Annotated in this window: 16 protein-coding genes; 11 read left to right on the top strand and 5 right to left on the bottom strand. The window is 69.3% G+C overall.

Annotation, left to right across the window (positions count from 1 at the left end):
- The coding region (locus JK358_RS32810) for a biotin/lipoyl-containing protein (protein WP_232852277.1) at positions 1-633 on the top strand (633 nt) is incomplete at its 5' end.
- Between the two features lie 43 nt (positions 634-676).
- Positions 677-1,237, top strand: coding sequence for a 16S rRNA (guanine(966)-N(2))-methyltransferase RsmD (gene rsmD, locus JK358_RS32805; RefSeq protein WP_201955054.1), 561 nt, complete (start codon positions 677-679; stop codon positions 1,235-1,237).
- Here the strand turns inward: rsmD and JK358_RS32800 are convergent, their stop codons facing one another.
- Positions 1,238-1,621 carry a DUF6891 domain-containing protein gene (locus JK358_RS32800; protein ID WP_201955053.1) on the bottom strand — a complete coding sequence of 128 codons (384 nt, stop codon included), beginning with the start codon at positions 1,619-1,621 and terminating at the stop codon, positions 1,238-1,240.
- Positions 1,622-1,786: 165 nt separating this feature from the next.
- Between JK358_RS32800 and JK358_RS32795 the strand changes: the two genes are divergently transcribed.
- Both JK358_RS32795 and JK358_RS32790 read left to right on the top strand, forming a co-directional pair.
- Positions 1,787-2,980, top strand: a complete 1,194-nt coding sequence (locus JK358_RS32795) for a sensor histidine kinase (RefSeq protein WP_201955052.1) — start codon at positions 1,787-1,789, stop codon at positions 2,978-2,980.
- Complete coding sequence (locus tag JK358_RS32790) at positions 2,977-3,642, top strand: response regulator (protein WP_201955051.1); 666 nt, start codon at positions 2,977-2,979, stop codon at positions 3,640-3,642. Before JK358_RS32795 ends, JK358_RS32790 begins: the two co-directional genes overlap by 4 nt.
- 68 nt (positions 3,643-3,710) lie before the next feature.
- Here JK358_RS32790 and JK358_RS32785 read toward each other — a convergent pair whose 3' ends face one another.
- Entirely contained in the window at positions 3,711-5,255 is a 1,545-nt protein-coding gene (locus JK358_RS32785; protein ID WP_232852276.1) for an alpha/beta hydrolase, read from the bottom strand.
- A gap of 259 nt (positions 5,256-5,514) precedes the next feature.
- On the opposite strand from JK358_RS32785, the gene coaD reads away from it, so the two are divergent.
- The gene (gene coaD / locus JK358_RS32780; protein WP_201955050.1) at positions 5,515-6,000 is read left to right on the top strand and encodes a pantetheine-phosphate adenylyltransferase; all 486 of its coding nucleotides are present in this window, start codon (positions 5,515-5,517) and stop codon (positions 5,998-6,000) included.
- Between the two features lie 62 nt (positions 6,001-6,062).
- Here the strand turns inward: coaD and JK358_RS32775 are convergent, their stop codons facing one another.
- Both JK358_RS32775 and JK358_RS32770 read right to left on the bottom strand, forming a co-directional pair.
- Entirely contained in the window at positions 6,063-7,034 is a 972-nt protein-coding gene (locus JK358_RS32775; protein WP_201955049.1) for a putative endonuclease domain-containing protein, read from the bottom strand.
- 266 nt (positions 7,035-7,300) lie between these two features.
- On the bottom strand, positions 7,301-7,819 hold the full coding sequence (locus JK358_RS32770) for a GtrA family protein (RefSeq protein WP_201955048.1): 519 nt from the start codon (positions 7,817-7,819) through the stop codon (positions 7,301-7,303).
- 297 nt (positions 7,820-8,116) lie between these two features.
- Between JK358_RS32770 and JK358_RS32765 the strand changes: the two genes are divergently transcribed.
- From JK358_RS32765 to mutM, 5 genes are all read left to right on the top strand, one after another.
- Positions 8,117-8,863, top strand: coding sequence for a DivIVA domain-containing protein (locus JK358_RS32765; protein ID WP_201955080.1), 747 nt, complete (start codon positions 8,117-8,119; stop codon positions 8,861-8,863).
- A gap of 90 nt (positions 8,864-8,953) precedes the next feature.
- Complete coding sequence (locus JK358_RS32760) at positions 8,954-9,622, top strand: YceD family protein (protein WP_201955079.1); 669 nt, start codon at positions 8,954-8,956, stop codon at positions 9,620-9,622.
- 2 nt (positions 9,623-9,624) lie between these two features.
- Positions 9,625-9,807, top strand: coding sequence for a 50S ribosomal protein L32 (gene rpmF / locus JK358_RS32755; RefSeq protein ID WP_201955047.1), 183 nt, complete (start codon positions 9,625-9,627; stop codon positions 9,805-9,807).
- A 16-nt stretch (positions 9,808-9,823) separates the two neighbouring features.
- Positions 9,824-10,582: a ribonuclease III gene (gene rnc / locus JK358_RS32750; RefSeq protein WP_372440769.1), complete on the top strand. Its 759-nt coding sequence runs from the start codon at positions 9,824-9,826 to the stop codon at positions 10,580-10,582.
- Positions 10,583-10,588: 6 nt separating this feature from the next.
- Positions 10,589-11,446, top strand: coding sequence for a bifunctional DNA-formamidopyrimidine glycosylase/DNA-(apurinic or apyrimidinic site) lyase (gene mutM, locus JK358_RS32745; RefSeq protein WP_201955046.1), 858 nt, complete (start codon positions 10,589-10,591; stop codon positions 11,444-11,446).
- A 39-nt stretch (positions 11,447-11,485) separates the two neighbouring features.
- Here mutM and JK358_RS32740 read toward each other — a convergent pair whose 3' ends face one another.
- A complete protein-coding gene (locus JK358_RS32740; protein WP_232852275.1) occupies positions 11,486-12,034 on the bottom strand; it encodes an LppU/SCO3897 family protein in 549 nt (182 codons plus the stop codon).
- Between the two features lie 26 nt (positions 12,035-12,060).
- Between JK358_RS32740 and JK358_RS32735 the strand changes: the two genes are divergently transcribed.
- Positions 12,061-15,045: a helix-turn-helix transcriptional regulator gene (locus tag JK358_RS32735; RefSeq protein WP_201955045.1), complete on the top strand. Its 2,985-nt coding sequence runs from the start codon at positions 12,061-12,063 to the stop codon at positions 15,043-15,045.
- Positions 15,046-15,064: the final 19 nt, after the last annotated feature.

The following is a 15,064-nucleotide window of genomic DNA, read 5'->3' as shown; positions in this document are numbered from 1 at the left end:
CGTGCCCTCGAGGGTCGCGGCCCCGCCAAGCCCGAAACCCAGCTCACCGCAGAGGATGAGAAGGGCCTCGGCGGCACCTCGGACGAGCGCCGCGCCACTCTCAACCGCCTGCTGTTCCCCGGCCCCACCGCCGAATTCCTCTCCCACCGTGAGAAATTCGGCGACACCACGGGCCTGTCGGCGAACCAGTTCTTCTACGGCCTGCGCCACGACGAGGAACACCGCGTCCAGTTGGAGAAGGGTGTCACCCTGCTCATCGGCCTGGAAGCCATCTCCGAACCCGACGAGCGCGGTATGCGCACCGTGATGTGCATCCTCAACGGCCAGTTGCGCCCCATCACGGTCCGCGACCGCTCCATCGCCAGCGAGATCCCCACCGCCGAGAAGGCCGACAAGACCAACCCCGGCCACATCGCCGCCCCCTTCGCCGGCGTGGTGACCCTCGCAGTCTCCGAAGGCGACGCGGTGGCGGCGGGTGACACCATCGGCACCATCGAGGCCATGAAGATGGAAGCCGCCATCACCGCCCCGCGCTCCGGCAACGTCCGCCGCGTAGCCATCGGCAAGGTCCAGCAGGTCGAAGGCGGCGACCTCCTCGTCGAGGTCAGCCTGACGGAGGCCGCCGCAGAATGAGCGGTGGCGCAAGCACCCACCCCGCGGGACCGAAGGTGCCCGCGTGACGCGCATCGTCGCGGGCACCGCGGGCGGACGCCGACTCCGCGTCCCGCCCGCGGGCACCCGCCCCACCTCCGACCGCGTCCGCGAGGCCCTGTTCAGCGTCCTGCACGCCCGGATGGATTTCGACGGCGCGCGCGTCCTCGACATCTACGCGGGCTCGGGCGCGCTCGGCCTGGAAGCGCTGTCGCGCGGGGCGTCGCACGCCCTGCTCGTCGAATCCGACCGCAAGGCGGCCACGGTGATCCGCAACAACATCGGCGACCTCGGTCTGCCGGGTGCCGAACTGCGGCAGGGCACGGTGGCGAGCGTGCTCGCGGGCGCACCGGCGGGCGGCCCCTACGATCTGGTGTTCTCCGATCCGCCCTACGCCCTGGAGGTCGCGGACGTGGTGGCCGATCTGACGGCACTGTCGGAAAACGGCTGGCTGCACGAGGATTCGCTGATCGTGGTGGAGCGTTCCACCCGATCACCCGAATTGCCCTGGCCGCCCGGCTATCTCCCGCTGAAGTCGCGCACCTACGGCGAAACCCGCATCGATCTGGCGGAATTCGAGAAGTAGCTAGCGGGCGTGCCAGTCGAAGGATTCGATGAGGATGCGCTGGTCGAAGGTGCCGTCCCAGGTGGGGGTGAGGCCGGTGCGGGTGAGTTCTTCGACGATCATGTGGCCGATGGCGGGGCCTTCGGATTCCTCGAGATCGGGGTCTCGGGGGCCGAAGGCGAGGTAGAGGCCCTCGCCCGCCATGGCGCGTTCGACGTCCTGGCCGTGGTAGAAGCAGTAGCCGATGTACGCGGGGGATTCGCCGAGGACCTGATCGACGTCTTCGAGGCCCTGGGCCATGGTGTCTCCGGCGCTGTGCATTGCCGCCACGTCTCTCAGGCGTAATGCGGCGAAAGCGCGGACCAACCGGTCGCAGTCGGTGTCGGTAGTGCGTGTGTCCAGCACGAATCCCATCATGCAGCCGAGGCGGGCAGCGACTTCGCAGCAACACGCCGCAGGGAGACTGCGAGGCACAGCCGGGGACGGGTATTCCGTAAGGAGGATGCGGCGGGCACGGATGTCGATCTGTGGGGTGACGTGCCGGTATGCCATGAGAACTAGGGTGGGCGAATGGTCGGCGAACAGGTCGTGGTCTGGATGCGTCAGCGGACATTCCAGACGGATGTGGCGGTGGCCTCGGCGCTGATCGTGGTGTGCGGGCTGGTCGGCGTGCTGGTGCACGCCGGGGCCGACTACTTCGTGTTCTCGGCGGCCCTGCTCGCCCCGCTGGCCTTCCGCCGGCGGTCGCCGGAATGGTCGGCCGTGGCGGTGGGTGTGGTCGCACTCGCGCAGTGGCTGACGATCCGGAATACGACGGGCGCGCTGCTCGCCGATATCGCGGTCCCCCTCGCGGTCTACACCCTCGCCGCCCACGGCGATACCCGAGCGAGCCGCATCGGGCTGGCGGCCGGACTGTGTGGCGCGGTCCTCGGCGGCTGGAGCTGGCCGCAACTGCCGCTCCCGACGCTGGCGCATGTGCTCGTCGGCGGCTTCCTGGCCGGAACCGTCGCCGCCGCCTGGCTCGGCGGGGCCTGGCAGCGGGCGCGCCGCAGTGAACTTACCGCCCTCTCCGAGCGAGCCGAGCTGGCGGAGCGCGATCTCGAGCATCGAACCCGGCTGGCCGTACTGTCCGAACGCACCAGGATCGCCCGCGACATCCACGACATCCTGGCGCACTCCCTGGCCGTGATCATCGCTCAATCGGACGGTGGCCGCTACGCGGCTCGAGCCGAACCGCGGCGTGCGGTCGACGCGCTCACCGCCATCGGAGAGCAGGGCAGAGCCGCCCTCGCCGAGACCCGGCGTGCCCTCGGCGTACTCCGTGACGACGCCACCGACCACGCGAATCCCACACCCGCGCCGGGCCTTTCGGATCTGCCACGGCTGGTGGACGAAGTGCGCGGCACCGGCCTGCCGGTGACCCTCACGGTCGACCTGCACGGCGCGGACCTCGACGCGGGCATCGGCCTGGTCGCCTACCGCGTCGTCCAGGAGGGCCTCACCAATATCGTCAAACACGCGGGATACACCGCACCGGCGGAGGTCTCGGTCCAGGTCGAAGCAGACCTGCTCCGCATCAGTGTCACCGACAACGGGCGCCCCGAAACAGTCACCGCCGCAACCGGACTCGGTGGCAGTGGTTACGGTCTGGTGGGTATGCGCGAACGGGTCGGGGCCTACGGTGGCGACATCGCACTGCGACAGCGCCCCGGGGGATACGGACACGTGCTCGATGTGCGAATCCCATTGGAGCGCAGCCGATGAGCCCGGAGATCACGGTCCTGCTGGTCGAGGACCAGGCGCTGGTCCGCGCCGGATTCCGCATGGTGCTGGACTCCCAGCCCGACCTGCGGGTGGTCGGCGAGGCCGCCGACGGCCTGTCCGCGCTCGCCGAAGCCGCCCGCGTCACCCCGGATGTGGTCGTCATGGATGTCCGCATGCCTCACCTCGACGGCATCGAGGCCACCCGCCGCCTGCTCGCCGCCCCGCATCCGCCCCGCGTCCTGATGCTCACCACCTACGACCTGGACGACTACGCCGTCGCCGCGATCCGCGCGGGCGCGAGCGGATTTCTCCTGAAAGACGCTCCCGCGGAACAGTTCCTGTCCGCGGTGCGCAGCGTCCACGCCGGTGACGCGGTCCTCGCCGCCTCCACCACCCGCCGCCTGCTGGACCGCCTCGCGCCCCCGGCAGATCCCGCCGCGGCGCGGCTCGTCGCCACCCTCACCGACCGCGAGACCGAAGTCCTGCGCGTCATGGCCCGCGGCCACTCCAACGCCGAGATCGCCGCCGCCCTCGCGGTCGGTGCGGGCACCGTGAAAACCCATGTGCGCCATATCCTCACCAAACTCGCGGTCCGGGATCGCGTACAGGCCGTCATCCTCGCCCACGAGGCCGGGCTCACCCGCCCGGGTCGGCTGCCTTAGCCGCCCACCCGGGCACGCTGCTGGATCCGTACCGGTCTCGAAGTTCGCTGCCCCGAGGCGGCGTTCTGTCAGTCGGATTCGCGTTCGCACTGCGCGTCCGTCGCGGGAAGTTCGCCCTCCAGCAGATACCGCTCCACGGCGGCGTCGATGCACGGTGCGCGATCCATGAGGTAAACCCCGTGGCGGAAGGCATCTTTCAGGGTGAGCGAGCGCGCCTGGGGGAGAGCCTGCCGCAACGCCAGTTGCCCGGCGAGGGGTGCGACCGGGTCGCCGTCCGCACCGATCAGCAAGGCGGGATGGTTGGAGCTGATCGTTGTCGCGGGTTCGGCCGGCCGGGTGGGCCATACCGCGCACGGCGTGAGGTGCCGCGCCAGCGCGCCGAAGATCGGTTCGGTGCCGAGGTGTGCGGTGATGTCGGTGAAGTAGTCGTCGACGTCACGCGCGGCGCGATCGGCGCACTGGTTGGCTACCGTTGCGCTGAAACCCAATTCGCCGAGAACGCTCGGGTCGGAGTACAGGGCGAGCTTGGCCGCCAGGCTCGGCGGCGGTTCGATCGTGGCGCCCAGCGCGGCATCGGTCAGACCGCGCACCTGCCGCGCGAAATCCGCATAGGACTCGTCGGAGTCGTCGACCGTGAGCAGCAGCCCGGGCACCATGTCGGCGGTGACGGTGACCCCGGCGATCAGCAGGGGACGAGCGGCGATCCGCGCGATGGTGTCCTCGACGCCGCGCAGGACGGCGTCCTGGCTTGCGCCCACACCGAATTCGTCGTCACGCGCGGCCACCCAGCGTGCCCAGTCCGCCAGCGCCGCCGCCGTGGCCCCCGCTGTCTCCCTGGTCAGATCGGCCCCGGGCGCGCGCGGATCCAGGGCGCTGTCGAGCACTATCCGGTCGACCCGGTCACCGAACATCCGCAGGTAGACCGCACCCAGGTAGGTGCCCCACGACCATCCGAGATACGACAGTTCGCTCTCGCCCAGCAGGGTGCGCAGCAGATCCAGATCCCGGGCCACCGCCCGGGTCGACGCGTGCGGCAACAACTCTCGCTGCGGTTCGCATCGCTGTGCCAGGGCCCGCGCCGTCGTGACCGTCCGCTCGAAGCCCGCCCGATCCACCGGCGCGGCCTGCGCGATTCCGAGGTATTCGCCTGTCGGCCAGCCGCATTCGAGCGGTGTACTGGCCCCGAAGAATCGGGGATCCATTCCGACGAGGTCGTAGCGCTCCGCGATCGCCGTCGCCGGGTGACCGCCCTGCGGGCCGTCGACCAGCAGCGCGACCCCCTCGCGCGACGGCCCCGGCCCACCCGTCTCCGCCACCAGCGTGCCCAGCCGCCGAGCGCTGTCCGGCACGGCCCGCCGCGCCACGGCGATCGTGATCGTGCGCCCGCCCGGATTCGCGTAGTCGAGGGGAGCCTGGAACTCCCCGCACAGTGCTCCCGCCGCGGCCAACTGTTCGCCGACCGTATCCTCCGGGCCGCCGCGACAGTCGTGCCACGCGATCGATTGGCTCCGCACCCGCTCGGGCAGTCCTGCCGCCGTCGGTGTCTGCTGCTCGGCCGGACCGCATCCGGTCGCCGTCAGCAGCGCAGCAGTCGTCGACGCGGCCAACAGCATTGCCGCCCTTGTACTTCCATAACCGGTGGACATCACGGAATCGACGCTACGAACCCGCCCCCGCCGCCCGCGTCTACCGCACGGGCGATCTTCGCCCCCATCAGATCAGCCGTGGGGAACAGCCGTATCCGGAAGATCGAGTAGCCCGGCATTCGTGCCCGGCCGACCCCGCCACCCCGAAACCGATCCAGCCTGATTCCTTCCCCGGCAACTCACCGGCCGCGCTCGGCTGGACCCGGCCGTGCGGTAGCGTGCGGCCATGGCAAAGGCAGTGTGCCCGGGCTCGTACGACCCGGTGACCCTCGGACATGTCGATGTGATCGGGCGGACGGCGCAGCAGTTCGACGAAGTGGTCGTGCTGGTGTCGGTCAACCCCAAGAAGCAGGGGATGTTCAGTATCGAGGAGCGCCTCGACATGCTGCGCGAGGTGACCGCGGACCTGCCCAATGTGCGGGTGGACTCCTGGCAGGGGCTGCTGGTGGATTACGCCAAGCAGCACGGGATCACGGCCATCGTGAAGGGTCTGCGTGATGCCACCGACTTCGGATACGAACTGCAGATGGCGCAGATGAACCGGAAGCTCACCGGCATCGAAACCCTGTTCATCTCCACGAATCCGCGCTACAGCTTCGTCTCCAGCTCGCTGGTGAAGGAGGTCGCCTCCTACGGGGGTGACATCGCCGATCTGCTGTCGCCCGGCGTGCACAAGCGGCTGCTCGAGCGCATCGCCGAACGTCGCGGCTGAGCCCGGGAGTCGGTGGAGGACAATCCGATCCGATCGTCCTCCACCGCGGTGGGTCCGCCGCGTCAGAGCGCCCGCGTGCGGATGCGACGGGGTTCCGCCGCGGGAGCGGGCTCGATCCGGCCGTCCGCCCGGCTGCGCCGTCCGCGCGCCAGCGCCGCGCACAGCCGATGCCCGATCTCGTTCCCGATGAGGTCCTCCCACGTCCACCGGACCACCTGAAATCCCAAGGCGCGCAGATAGTTTTCCCGAGTCTGCTCGCGGGCGACGGCGTCGGCGGCACTCTCCCCGGCCCGCAGCACCCGCCCATAGCGGGTGTGCCCGTCGAATTCACACAGCACACCGGCGTTTTCGTAGTAGAGGTCCACCAGTCCCACGAACCGCCCATCCGGGGTGAGCACATTGCCCTGCGAGCGCGGCACCGGCAGCCCCAGTCGCCGGATCAGCACCCGGCTCAGCGATTCCCCCGCCGACTGACTGCGCCCATCGAGAAACGCGACAACCCTTTTCGCCTGCGAGATCCCGTGCCGCCGCCGGGCCGCCTCGAGCTCCCGCGCCAACTCCTCCCGCGTCAGCCCGAACGCCCCCACGAGTGCGTCGCCCGCCACCACCGCCGCATCGAAGGGCAGCGTCAGCGCCAGATCCACCACCGTCCGCGCCGGCGTGGTGACCAGCAGCCCGTCCATCTCCACCACCGAATCCACCGGCGACCCATGCACTTTCGACTGCGGCCGGATTCTTCCGCCCCCGTGCCGGTCCCGGGTCACGCACACCCGCTCCAGCGGCGCGCGCCACAGTGTGGTGCCGTAGACGACCGCCGCGGACTGATGACTCACCACGGCCTTTCCGGCCGCCATCTCCGGGAGAATCCCGTCGATCAGCAGCCGATGCCGCTCGATCGGATTGTCGTACCCCGCATGCTCCGGCCGCACCCGGTGGGAGGCGCCGCCCCGATAGCGGGCTGCGGACCCGCACCGCCGCGCCACGGGTGCGACGCTGCCCGGTATTCCGTTGTCGCGCACCATGAGTGCTGTCATGCGCCCTCCCGTCGCGTGCGCTGCCGCGGGGACCGCGCGCATCCGGTGCAGGCGCGGGTCGCCGGTCGCACGGTTCTGGTTTCGCGCGTGGCCTGCCGTCCGCCGAAGCATCCGCGTCCTCGCCTCATCTCCGAACCCCTCTCAGATCGGTGTGATGCTCGGTTGGACGCGGTCGCTCGCGTGCCGGTTCCGTCTTTCCCGGAAAAGGCCGAAACCTCGCACTATGTGCGAGGTTTCGGAGTTTTACGAGGTTCGGTAGGGAAGTCTCAGAACACCCAGAGCCGCAGGGTCAGGAACCGCAGGGTGCCGACCGCCGCGGTGATCGCCAGCACCGCGAGCGCCTGCGCCACATCGGTCAGGCCGGGCGCGACGTGTCCGAGCACGGCCAGCGACGCCGAGGTGATGGCCAAGCCCGCCAGCGCCAGCCCGCCGCCTTCGATCTGCGCGGTGAACCAGCGCACCCGGCCGGCCGCGTGGAAGGTGAGCCGCCGGTGCAGTTCGTTGGCCAGCGCCGTGCTCACCACCGATCCGGCGAGGTTCGCCATCTGCACGCCGCCCCCGTAGAGCGCCATGAACAGCAGCAGGTAGCCGATATTGCTGAGACCGCCGACGAGGGCGAAGCGGATGAGCTGGGCGAGGGCGTGTTCGCTGCGCAGCCAGGCGCCGAGGGCGCCGCCGTGGCGGGTCCATCCGGTGCGCAGGGCCTCGAAGCCGTAGGCGTAGGTGTGAGCCAGCGTCGGCACCGGCAGCATCGCGTCCCGCTGCGGGATATCCAGGACAGCCATCGTCTCTTCCCATCGAACACGTCGGGCGCGTGCCCGGCGGAGTGCTCATCTCGTACTGCGTGTTCAGTATCGACTGAACAAACAGAACTTGTCAACACTTCCGGGCTTCGTCGCCCGCACACTCTTGTCGTTCGAATGTAACACCAAATGGAGGCGTTTCCTCCACTTGTTTTTGTGGTGTGTGAAACAGACATGCGACACGCCGGGAACGAACGGGCTTGACAGCGCCCTTCGGGGCAGACTGGCCAACAAGCGGAGAGCGGCTCGCCGCGAGCCTGGCAGGAAGTGGGGTCACAGATGTACCGGGTATTCGAAGCGCTCGACGAACTCGTCGCCATCATCGAAGAAGCGCGGGGCATCCCGCCGACTCGCAACTGCATCGTGCCGCGCGGCGAGGTCCTCGAACTCCTCGACGACGTGCGGGAAGCCCTGCCCGGCGAACTCGACGACGCCCAGGACGTGCTCGATCACCGCGACAAGATCGTCACCGACGCCCGCACCGCCGCCGACACCACCGTCTCCTCCGCCAACGAACAGGCCCACCACACCGTCACATCCGCGCGCGACGAGGCCGACCGCATCCTCGCCGACGCCAAGGCGCACGCCGATCGCATGGTCGCCGAGGCCCGCGCCCACGCCGAACACCTGGTGAGCACCGCCGAGGCCGACGCCGAACGCACCGTCGCCGACGGCCGGAAAGAATACGAGGCGCTCACCGGCCGCGCCCACGCCGAAGCCGAGCGTGCGGTCGCCGCGGGTCAGGCCGCCTACGACCGCTCGGTCGCCGACGGCAAGGCCGAGCAGGAACGCCTGGTCTCGGCCACCGAGGTGGTCCGCGCCGCGCACACCGAATCCGCCCGCCTCATCGACTCCGCCACCGCCGAATCCGATCGCCTGCGCGAGGAATGCGACCAGTACGTCGACGGCAAACTCGCCGACTTCGAAGACTCCCTGCACGCCGCCCTGCGCGTGGTCGGCCGTGGCCGCTCCCAATTGCGCACCGGCGCGGGCGTTCCCGACTACGCCGCGGAGTTCCGCCGCTGACGGTTCCAGACCTGGTTTGGGCCGTAAGCATGCGTTCACGTATCGTTGAGTGGTTGCCCATTCCACACCACGCGTGAATGTGAGTTCGTGATGCCCGCCGATTCCGGTTCCGGTTCGCGTCGTCGTCGTACCCCGACGGACGCGGGCTTCGTGCTGGACACGCGCAGTCTCGGACGCGCCCCCGGAACGATGCGCGAGTTGCATCGCATCGTCACCACCGAAGGGAAGCTCGGCCTGGAAATGGTCGGAATTCCCGCCGGTGCGCAGGTCGAGTTGGATCTCGTGCTGCAGTCGGTCTCCGAGGGCGTGCTCGTCACAGGCACGGTGTCCGCGCCGATCGACGGCGAATGCTCGCGCTGCCTGGAACAGTTCTCCGACGAGATCGAGTTGCAGATCACCGAGCTGTTCGCCTACCCGGACAGCGCGACCGAGCAGACCACCGAGGAAGACGAGATCCATCGTCTCGTCGACGACATGATCGACCTCGAGCCGGTCGTGATCGACGCCGTCGGCCTGGAACTGCCGTTGCAGCCGCTGTGCGAAGAGGATTGCGCGGGATTGTGCCCGGAATGTGGCGTACGCATGGCGATTGCTGGTTCCGACCACAACCATGAGATACTTGACCCCCGCTGGGCCAAGCTCGCGGTTTTTGCCGTGCAAAACGGTGAAAGCGCCGTGCAAAACGGTGATGACAGCGCCGTGCCCAACGGTGCCTCGCGCACCGACCAGTCAGCCGATTCAGATTCAGAGGAGAAGTAGTCGTGGCCGTTCCGAAGCGCCGGATGTCTCGTGCCAACACCCACGCACGGCGTAGCCAGTGGAAGGCCACCGCGCCGACCCTGATCACCTGCCCGAACCGCGCCTGCGGCCAGAAGACGCTGCCGCACATCGCGTGCCCGTCCTGCGGCACCTACAAGGGCCGCCAGGTCACCGCTGCGGTCTGATCCGCATTCTGCGACCGTGACCGCCAGCAAGGATGCGGCGGACATTCCCGCCGTGGGTGACGCAGCCGACCACACGCCGCTGCTCGAAGCGCTCGGTGTCGACGTACGACCGGATTTGTTGCGCCTGGCGCTGACACACCGGTCGTACGCCTACGAGAACGGTGGGCTGCCGACCAATGAGCGTCTGGAATTCCTGGGCGACTCCGTCCTCGGCCTGAGCATCACCGAACGCCTGTACCTGGAACACCCGGACAAGTCCGAGGGTGAACTGGCGAAACTCCGTGCGAGCGTTGTGAATATGCACGCTCTCGCGGAGGTGGCGCGGGTGCTCGGCGAGGGCGGTCTCGGCCGTCATCTGCTGCTCGGCAAGGGTGAGGAACTCACCGGAGGCCGCGACAAGCCGAGCATTCTCGCCGACGGCATGGAGTCGCTGCTGGGTGCCGTGCATCTGCAGCACGGCATCGATGTGGCGCGCAGTGTCGTGCTGCGCCTGTTCGCCGATCTGCTCGAGCGCGGCCCCCGCATGGGCGCCGGACTCGACTGGAAGACCAGCCTGCAGGAGCTGACCGCCGAGCGCGGTATCGGCGTGCCCAGTTACGAGATCACCTCCACCGGACCCGACCACGACAAGGAGTTCACCGCCACCGCGGTGATCGGTGGGAAGGGTTACGGCCAGGGGGTCGGTCGTTCCAAGAAAGAAGCGGAGCAGAAGGCCGCCGGCGCCGCCTATCAGGCGCTGATCGCCGAGACGCCCGCGGCGGACTCGGCCGGATAGCGGCCGATGCCCGAACTGCCCGAGGTCGAGGTCGTACGACGTGGACTCACCGAACATGTGGTGGGCCGTGTCGTCGAATCCGTGACCGTCAAGCATCCGAGGTCGGTGCGGCGGCATCTGCTGGGAGCGGATGATCTCGCCGGCCGGCTCTCCGGACTGCGGGTCGATGCCGCGCAACGGCGCGGAAAATTCTTGTGGCTCACCTTCGATGAGCCCGATACGTCACTCGTCGTGCATCTCGGGATGAGCGGGCAGATGCTGGTGCAGCCTGCCGCCGCGCCCCTGGAGAAGCACGCGCACATCATCGCCACCCTGGATTCCGGGGCCGAACTGCGGTTCGTGGATCAGCGCACGTTCGGTGGCTGGCAGGTGTCGGATCTGCTCGAGGTGGACGGCACCCTGGTGCCCGAGCCCGTCGCGCATATCGCGCGCGATCCGCTGGATCCGCTGGCCGACGACGATCGCTATGTGGCTGCGATCCGGGCCAAGAATTCCGAGATCAAACGCGTACTGCTGGATCAGACCGTCATCTCCGGCGTCGGCAACATCTATGCCGACGAAGCCCTGTGGCGGGCCGGGATTCACGGTGAACGCGTGGCCGCCAAACTCACCCGGCCGGTGCTGCGCGGCCTGATCGGTGAGGTCCGCGCGGTCATGAACGAGGCGCTGCTGGCCGGTGGCACATCCTTCGACGCGCTCTATGTGAACGTCAACGGCCAGTCCGGCTACTTCGAGCGCTTGCTCAATGCCTATGGGCGCGAACATGAACCGTGCCGTCGCTGCGGTGCGCCGATGGTGCGCGAGAAGTTCATGAACCGCTCGTCGTTCTCCTGCCCGCGCTGCCAGCCGCGCCCGCGCCGATAGTCGTACTCGGGCGAACGCGGCTGGAAGCCTCGGCCGGGATCAGCTCTTCGGGCTGCCCGTGCAGAACGTCGTGGGCGGCTTGGTCAGCGTGAAGTACTGGTTCGCGTCCGCACTGCAGAGTTCGCCGTCGGCCTGCCCGTCGATGCGCTGCAGCACCTTGAAGCTGGCCTCACTGGCGGCGCAGTCCACGTACTTGTAGCCGGTCAGCATGCTGTCGGAGTAGCAGAGGCCCTCTTTGAAATTGGGGGCCAGGCACATGTAGGCCAGCGTGCCGCTGCCCAGGGTCTCCTCGTAGGAGGTGTAGTCCGCGCTGCACTCGACCTTGCTGTCGTGCACCTCGGCCACCTGGTAGACCGCCCGATTATCGGTACAGGCGACCGGTTCGGTCTCCGAGTCGATGGTCGACGCCTTGATGACGTTGATGCAGTCGCCCACCTTCGCGCGGGCGGTATCCGACTTCGGGGCGTCCTCGATGGCCTGCACTCCCTTCTCGACCGCCGAGCAACCCGCCAGCGCCAGCATCGCCGCCGCGATCACCGCGAACGTGACTCCCATGCGCCGCCGCACACCCGTCGAGCCAGACCTCATCGAATTCACCTTTGTCCTCACCTTGAATGGTCGATTGCCCAGATCACCTAAGCTCAGGGCGGGGCCGGGAGCATCCGGGAAACCACGGGATCTACCGCGTCCCGTGCCCGTGCGTCACAGAAGGGAGTACCGCCATCGAGCGAACATTCGTCGGCCGCGCCCCCGAACTGGCCACCCTGGAGACAACCTTCGATCCCGGCGGACCGTGGCTCCTGCTCGTCGACGGTCCGGCCGGCATCGGCAAAACCCGGCTGATCACCGAATTCCGCCAGACGGTCACCGCGCTCGGCATTCGCCTGCTGGCCGTGCCTGCCACCGAATTCGAACAGTCGACACCCCTCCACGTCGCCGCCGAAATCATCGATCAGCTGCCCGCCGCCGCCGCTGCGCCGGCGTCCGACACCGCGGCGGAAGTGGTGGACGAGTCCGCGTGCGTATCCGGGACTGTGGCGGATGTGCTGGCCGAGGGGGATACGCGGGAGCTGGTGCGGCGGTTGCGGTCCGGGCTGGCGAGCGAGCCGACGTTGCTGATCGTGGACGACGCGCAGTGGGTGGATGACGCGTCGCTGCGAGTGCTCGCCGCGCTGTTGCGTACGCGCCCAACGGGATTTCGCGTGCTGTTCGCCTACCGGGAGGGCCAGTTTCCCGCCGCGCTCGCCGCCGGTGTTCGGGCGCTCGGCCCGGCGGGCCGCCACGTGCGGGTGCCCGCGCTCACCCTCGATGAGACGGCCGCGCTGCTGCCGGAGTACGCCCCGCGCCTACGGCGACGACTGCTCACCACCTCCCACGGCAATCCGCTGTACCTGCTGCTGCTCGCTGAAATGCCGGAAAGCGATTGGGATACAGTCGATTACACGGTCGGTGACCATGCCTCGCTGGACAGGACGCTGCGCGCCGAACTGGAACAGCTGCCGGAGCTCGAACGCGTGACGGCGCAGGCCCTCGCGGTCTGCGGGCCGACCGGCGACCTCGAACTCCTGGCTGCCACGGCGCGACTTACTCGCGCCGAATCCGCCACCGGCGTGGACGAATTGGCGCGGCGCGGCTGGGTGATCTCCGAGAACGGCCGGCTGGATCTCCGCCATCCGCTCGTCCGCGCCGCGGCCTACCGGATGAGCGGTCCCGCCTGGCGTGCCGAGGCGCATACGAGAGCCGCTGTGGCGCTGCGCATCCGGGGCGTGCCGCCGCTGGCCCGCGCCCGCCACCTCGAACACGCGGTCCGGGACCGCGACGCACAAGCGGTCGCCGACCTCCTGCGCGCCGCCGAAGACGCGCTCCCCACCGCCCCCGCCGACAGCGCCCGCTGGCTGGCCGCCGCCTTGGATGCCCTGCCCGCGAGCGCCGCCGACGACCACATCCGCGCCACCCTCCTGCTCGGCCGATCGCTGCTGCTCTCCGGCGCACCCGAACAAGCGGTGACAGCCCTCGAACCGCTCATCCGCCGCCCGGGCCCCCAGCAAGCCGAAGCCCTCCTGCTCTACGCCCGCTGCGAACGAATGCTGGGCAGGGTCGACTCCGCCCGCACCCTCCTGACCACTGCCACCCACCTACCCGGCACCACCCCCTGCGGTGCAGCGCAATTGGAGCTCGCCATCCTGGAACTCCAGGACAATCGGGCCGGTGACAGTGCGGCCCGCCTGGCCGCCCTCTGCGGCACGTCGGCCGCATGCCCGAGCGGAGACCGGATTTCGGATCTCGCCGCCGGACCTGCGTACGGCACCGCCGGTGTGGTCATCGACCTCGCCGGGGGAGGGGACGTGGGGTCCGGGGTGGGCGTCGAAAGCGTTGCGGGAGTGGATCCGGCGGTGCATGCGGCCGCGCTGGCACACCGGGCGCTGGGGTGGATCAACGAATTGCGTATCGATCTGGCTGTTGCCGATTACCGGGCTGCGGTGGCGGAGTTCGACGCGTTGACCGACGGTCAGGTGCGGGAGGTGGCACACGCGGTCGCGGCCTTGAGCTGGGCCGCATTCTTCCTCGATGCGCAGGCCGTGGGAATCGAATACGCGGACAGGGTGATTCGGCTCAGCCGACGTTCGGGGCGCAGCTTCGCGCTACCCGAGCTGTTCACGGTGCGCGCCTACTCGCTGCTCAAACTGGGGCGGCTGGACGAGGCGCTGGCGGCGGCCGAGGACGCGGCCGAGGCTGCCCGGCTGTTCCGGTATCCCGATATCGCCGCCATGGCCATGGTGGTGGAACTGAGGGTGCGCCAACTGATCTCGCCTCGCGAAGAGGTCCTGGCCCGCTGGCACACCCTCGACGCCATGCCCCGCCCCGTGATGCTGTGGTGGCGCGGAGTGGTGGAGGCCGCCCTGCGGGAGGTCGGCGCCCGGCTGGGTATGCCCGCCGCCGCGAAACCTGAATCAGCGCAGGTCGATCGCCCGCACCCGATGCGCGCCACCGAACTGTCCCTGGCAGCCCACGCGGCCCTGGCAGCCGGGCGTATCGATGCCGCCTGCGACAAGGTATCGGCCGCGGCGGCGGCAGCGGCCCGGGTCGGCCTCGACAGCCAAACGGCCGCAGCGTTGTTCGCGCGTGCCGCCTACCGCGCCGCCACCGATGATCTCACCGGCGCGGAGATCGACATCCGCGCTGCCCTGGCCGCCTTCGATCGCGCGGATATGCCCCTGCACAGCGCCCGAGCCCTCCTGCTGGCCGCCGAGATCGCGGGCCGCCGAGGAGATTTCACCGCCGCGACCACCCAGATAGCCGCCGCGCGTACCGAATTCGCCACCGTAGGGGCGCACGAGCTCGTCGCCGAGGCGCGTTCCGCGCAACGCCGTCTCGCGGGCATGCGCTCGAAGGCCGGAGCGGTAGCGCTCACGGCCCGTGAACGGGAGATCGCCGAGCTGGCCGCCCAGGGCCACTCCAACCGCGATATCGCCACCCAGCTCTACCTGAGCCCCCGCACCGTCGAAGACCACCTCGGCCGCATCCTGCGCAAACTCGGCCTCACCGGCCGAGCCGGTATCGCCCGCCGCCTGCACGACTTCGACCCACCGCAGCCCTGACACCCATTGATCAGGAGGA

Source organism: Nocardia acididurans (assembly GCF_016741815.1).
GTDB lineage: Bacteria > Actinomycetota > Actinomycetes > Mycobacteriales > Mycobacteriaceae > Nocardia > Nocardia acididurans.
This window is presented reverse-complemented; position numbering and strand designations above follow the sequence as displayed.

Coding starts and splice junctions, on each gene's coding strand:
- JK358_RS32775 (WP_201955049.1), bottom strand. CDS start 7,034: ATGACAGCACTCATGGTGCGCGACAACGGAATACCGGGCAGCGTCGCA.
- JK358_RS32785 (WP_232852276.1), bottom strand. CDS start 5,255: ATGCTGTTGGCCGCGTCGACGACTGCTGCGCTGCTGACGGCGACCGGA.
- JK358_RS32790 (WP_201955051.1), top strand. CDS start 2,977: ATGAGCCCGGAGATCACGGTCCTGCTGGTCGAGGACCAGGCGCTGGTC.
- mutM (WP_201955046.1), top strand. CDS start 10,589: ATGCCCGAACTGCCCGAGGTCGAGGTCGTACGACGTGGACTCACCGAA.
- JK358_RS32795 (WP_201955052.1), top strand. CDS start 1,787: ATGGTCGGCGAACAGGTCGTGGTCTGGATGCGTCAGCGGACATTCCAG.
- JK358_RS32735 (WP_201955045.1), top strand. CDS start 12,061: ATGGTCGATTGCCCAGATCACCTAAGCTCAGGGCGGGGCCGGGAGCAT.
- coaD (WP_201955050.1), top strand. CDS start 5,515: ATGGCAAAGGCAGTGTGCCCGGGCTCGTACGACCCGGTGACCCTCGGA.
- JK358_RS32765 (WP_201955080.1), top strand. CDS start 8,117: ATGTACCGGGTATTCGAAGCGCTCGACGAACTCGTCGCCATCATCGAA.
- JK358_RS32740 (WP_232852275.1), bottom strand. CDS start 12,034: ATGAGGTCTGGCTCGACGGGTGTGCGGCGGCGCATGGGAGTCACGTTC.
- JK358_RS32760 (WP_201955079.1), top strand. CDS start 8,954: ATGCCCGCCGATTCCGGTTCCGGTTCGCGTCGTCGTCGTACCCCGACG.
- JK358_RS32770 (WP_201955048.1), bottom strand. CDS start 7,819: ATGGCTGTCCTGGATATCCCGCAGCGGGACGCGATGCTGCCGGTGCCG.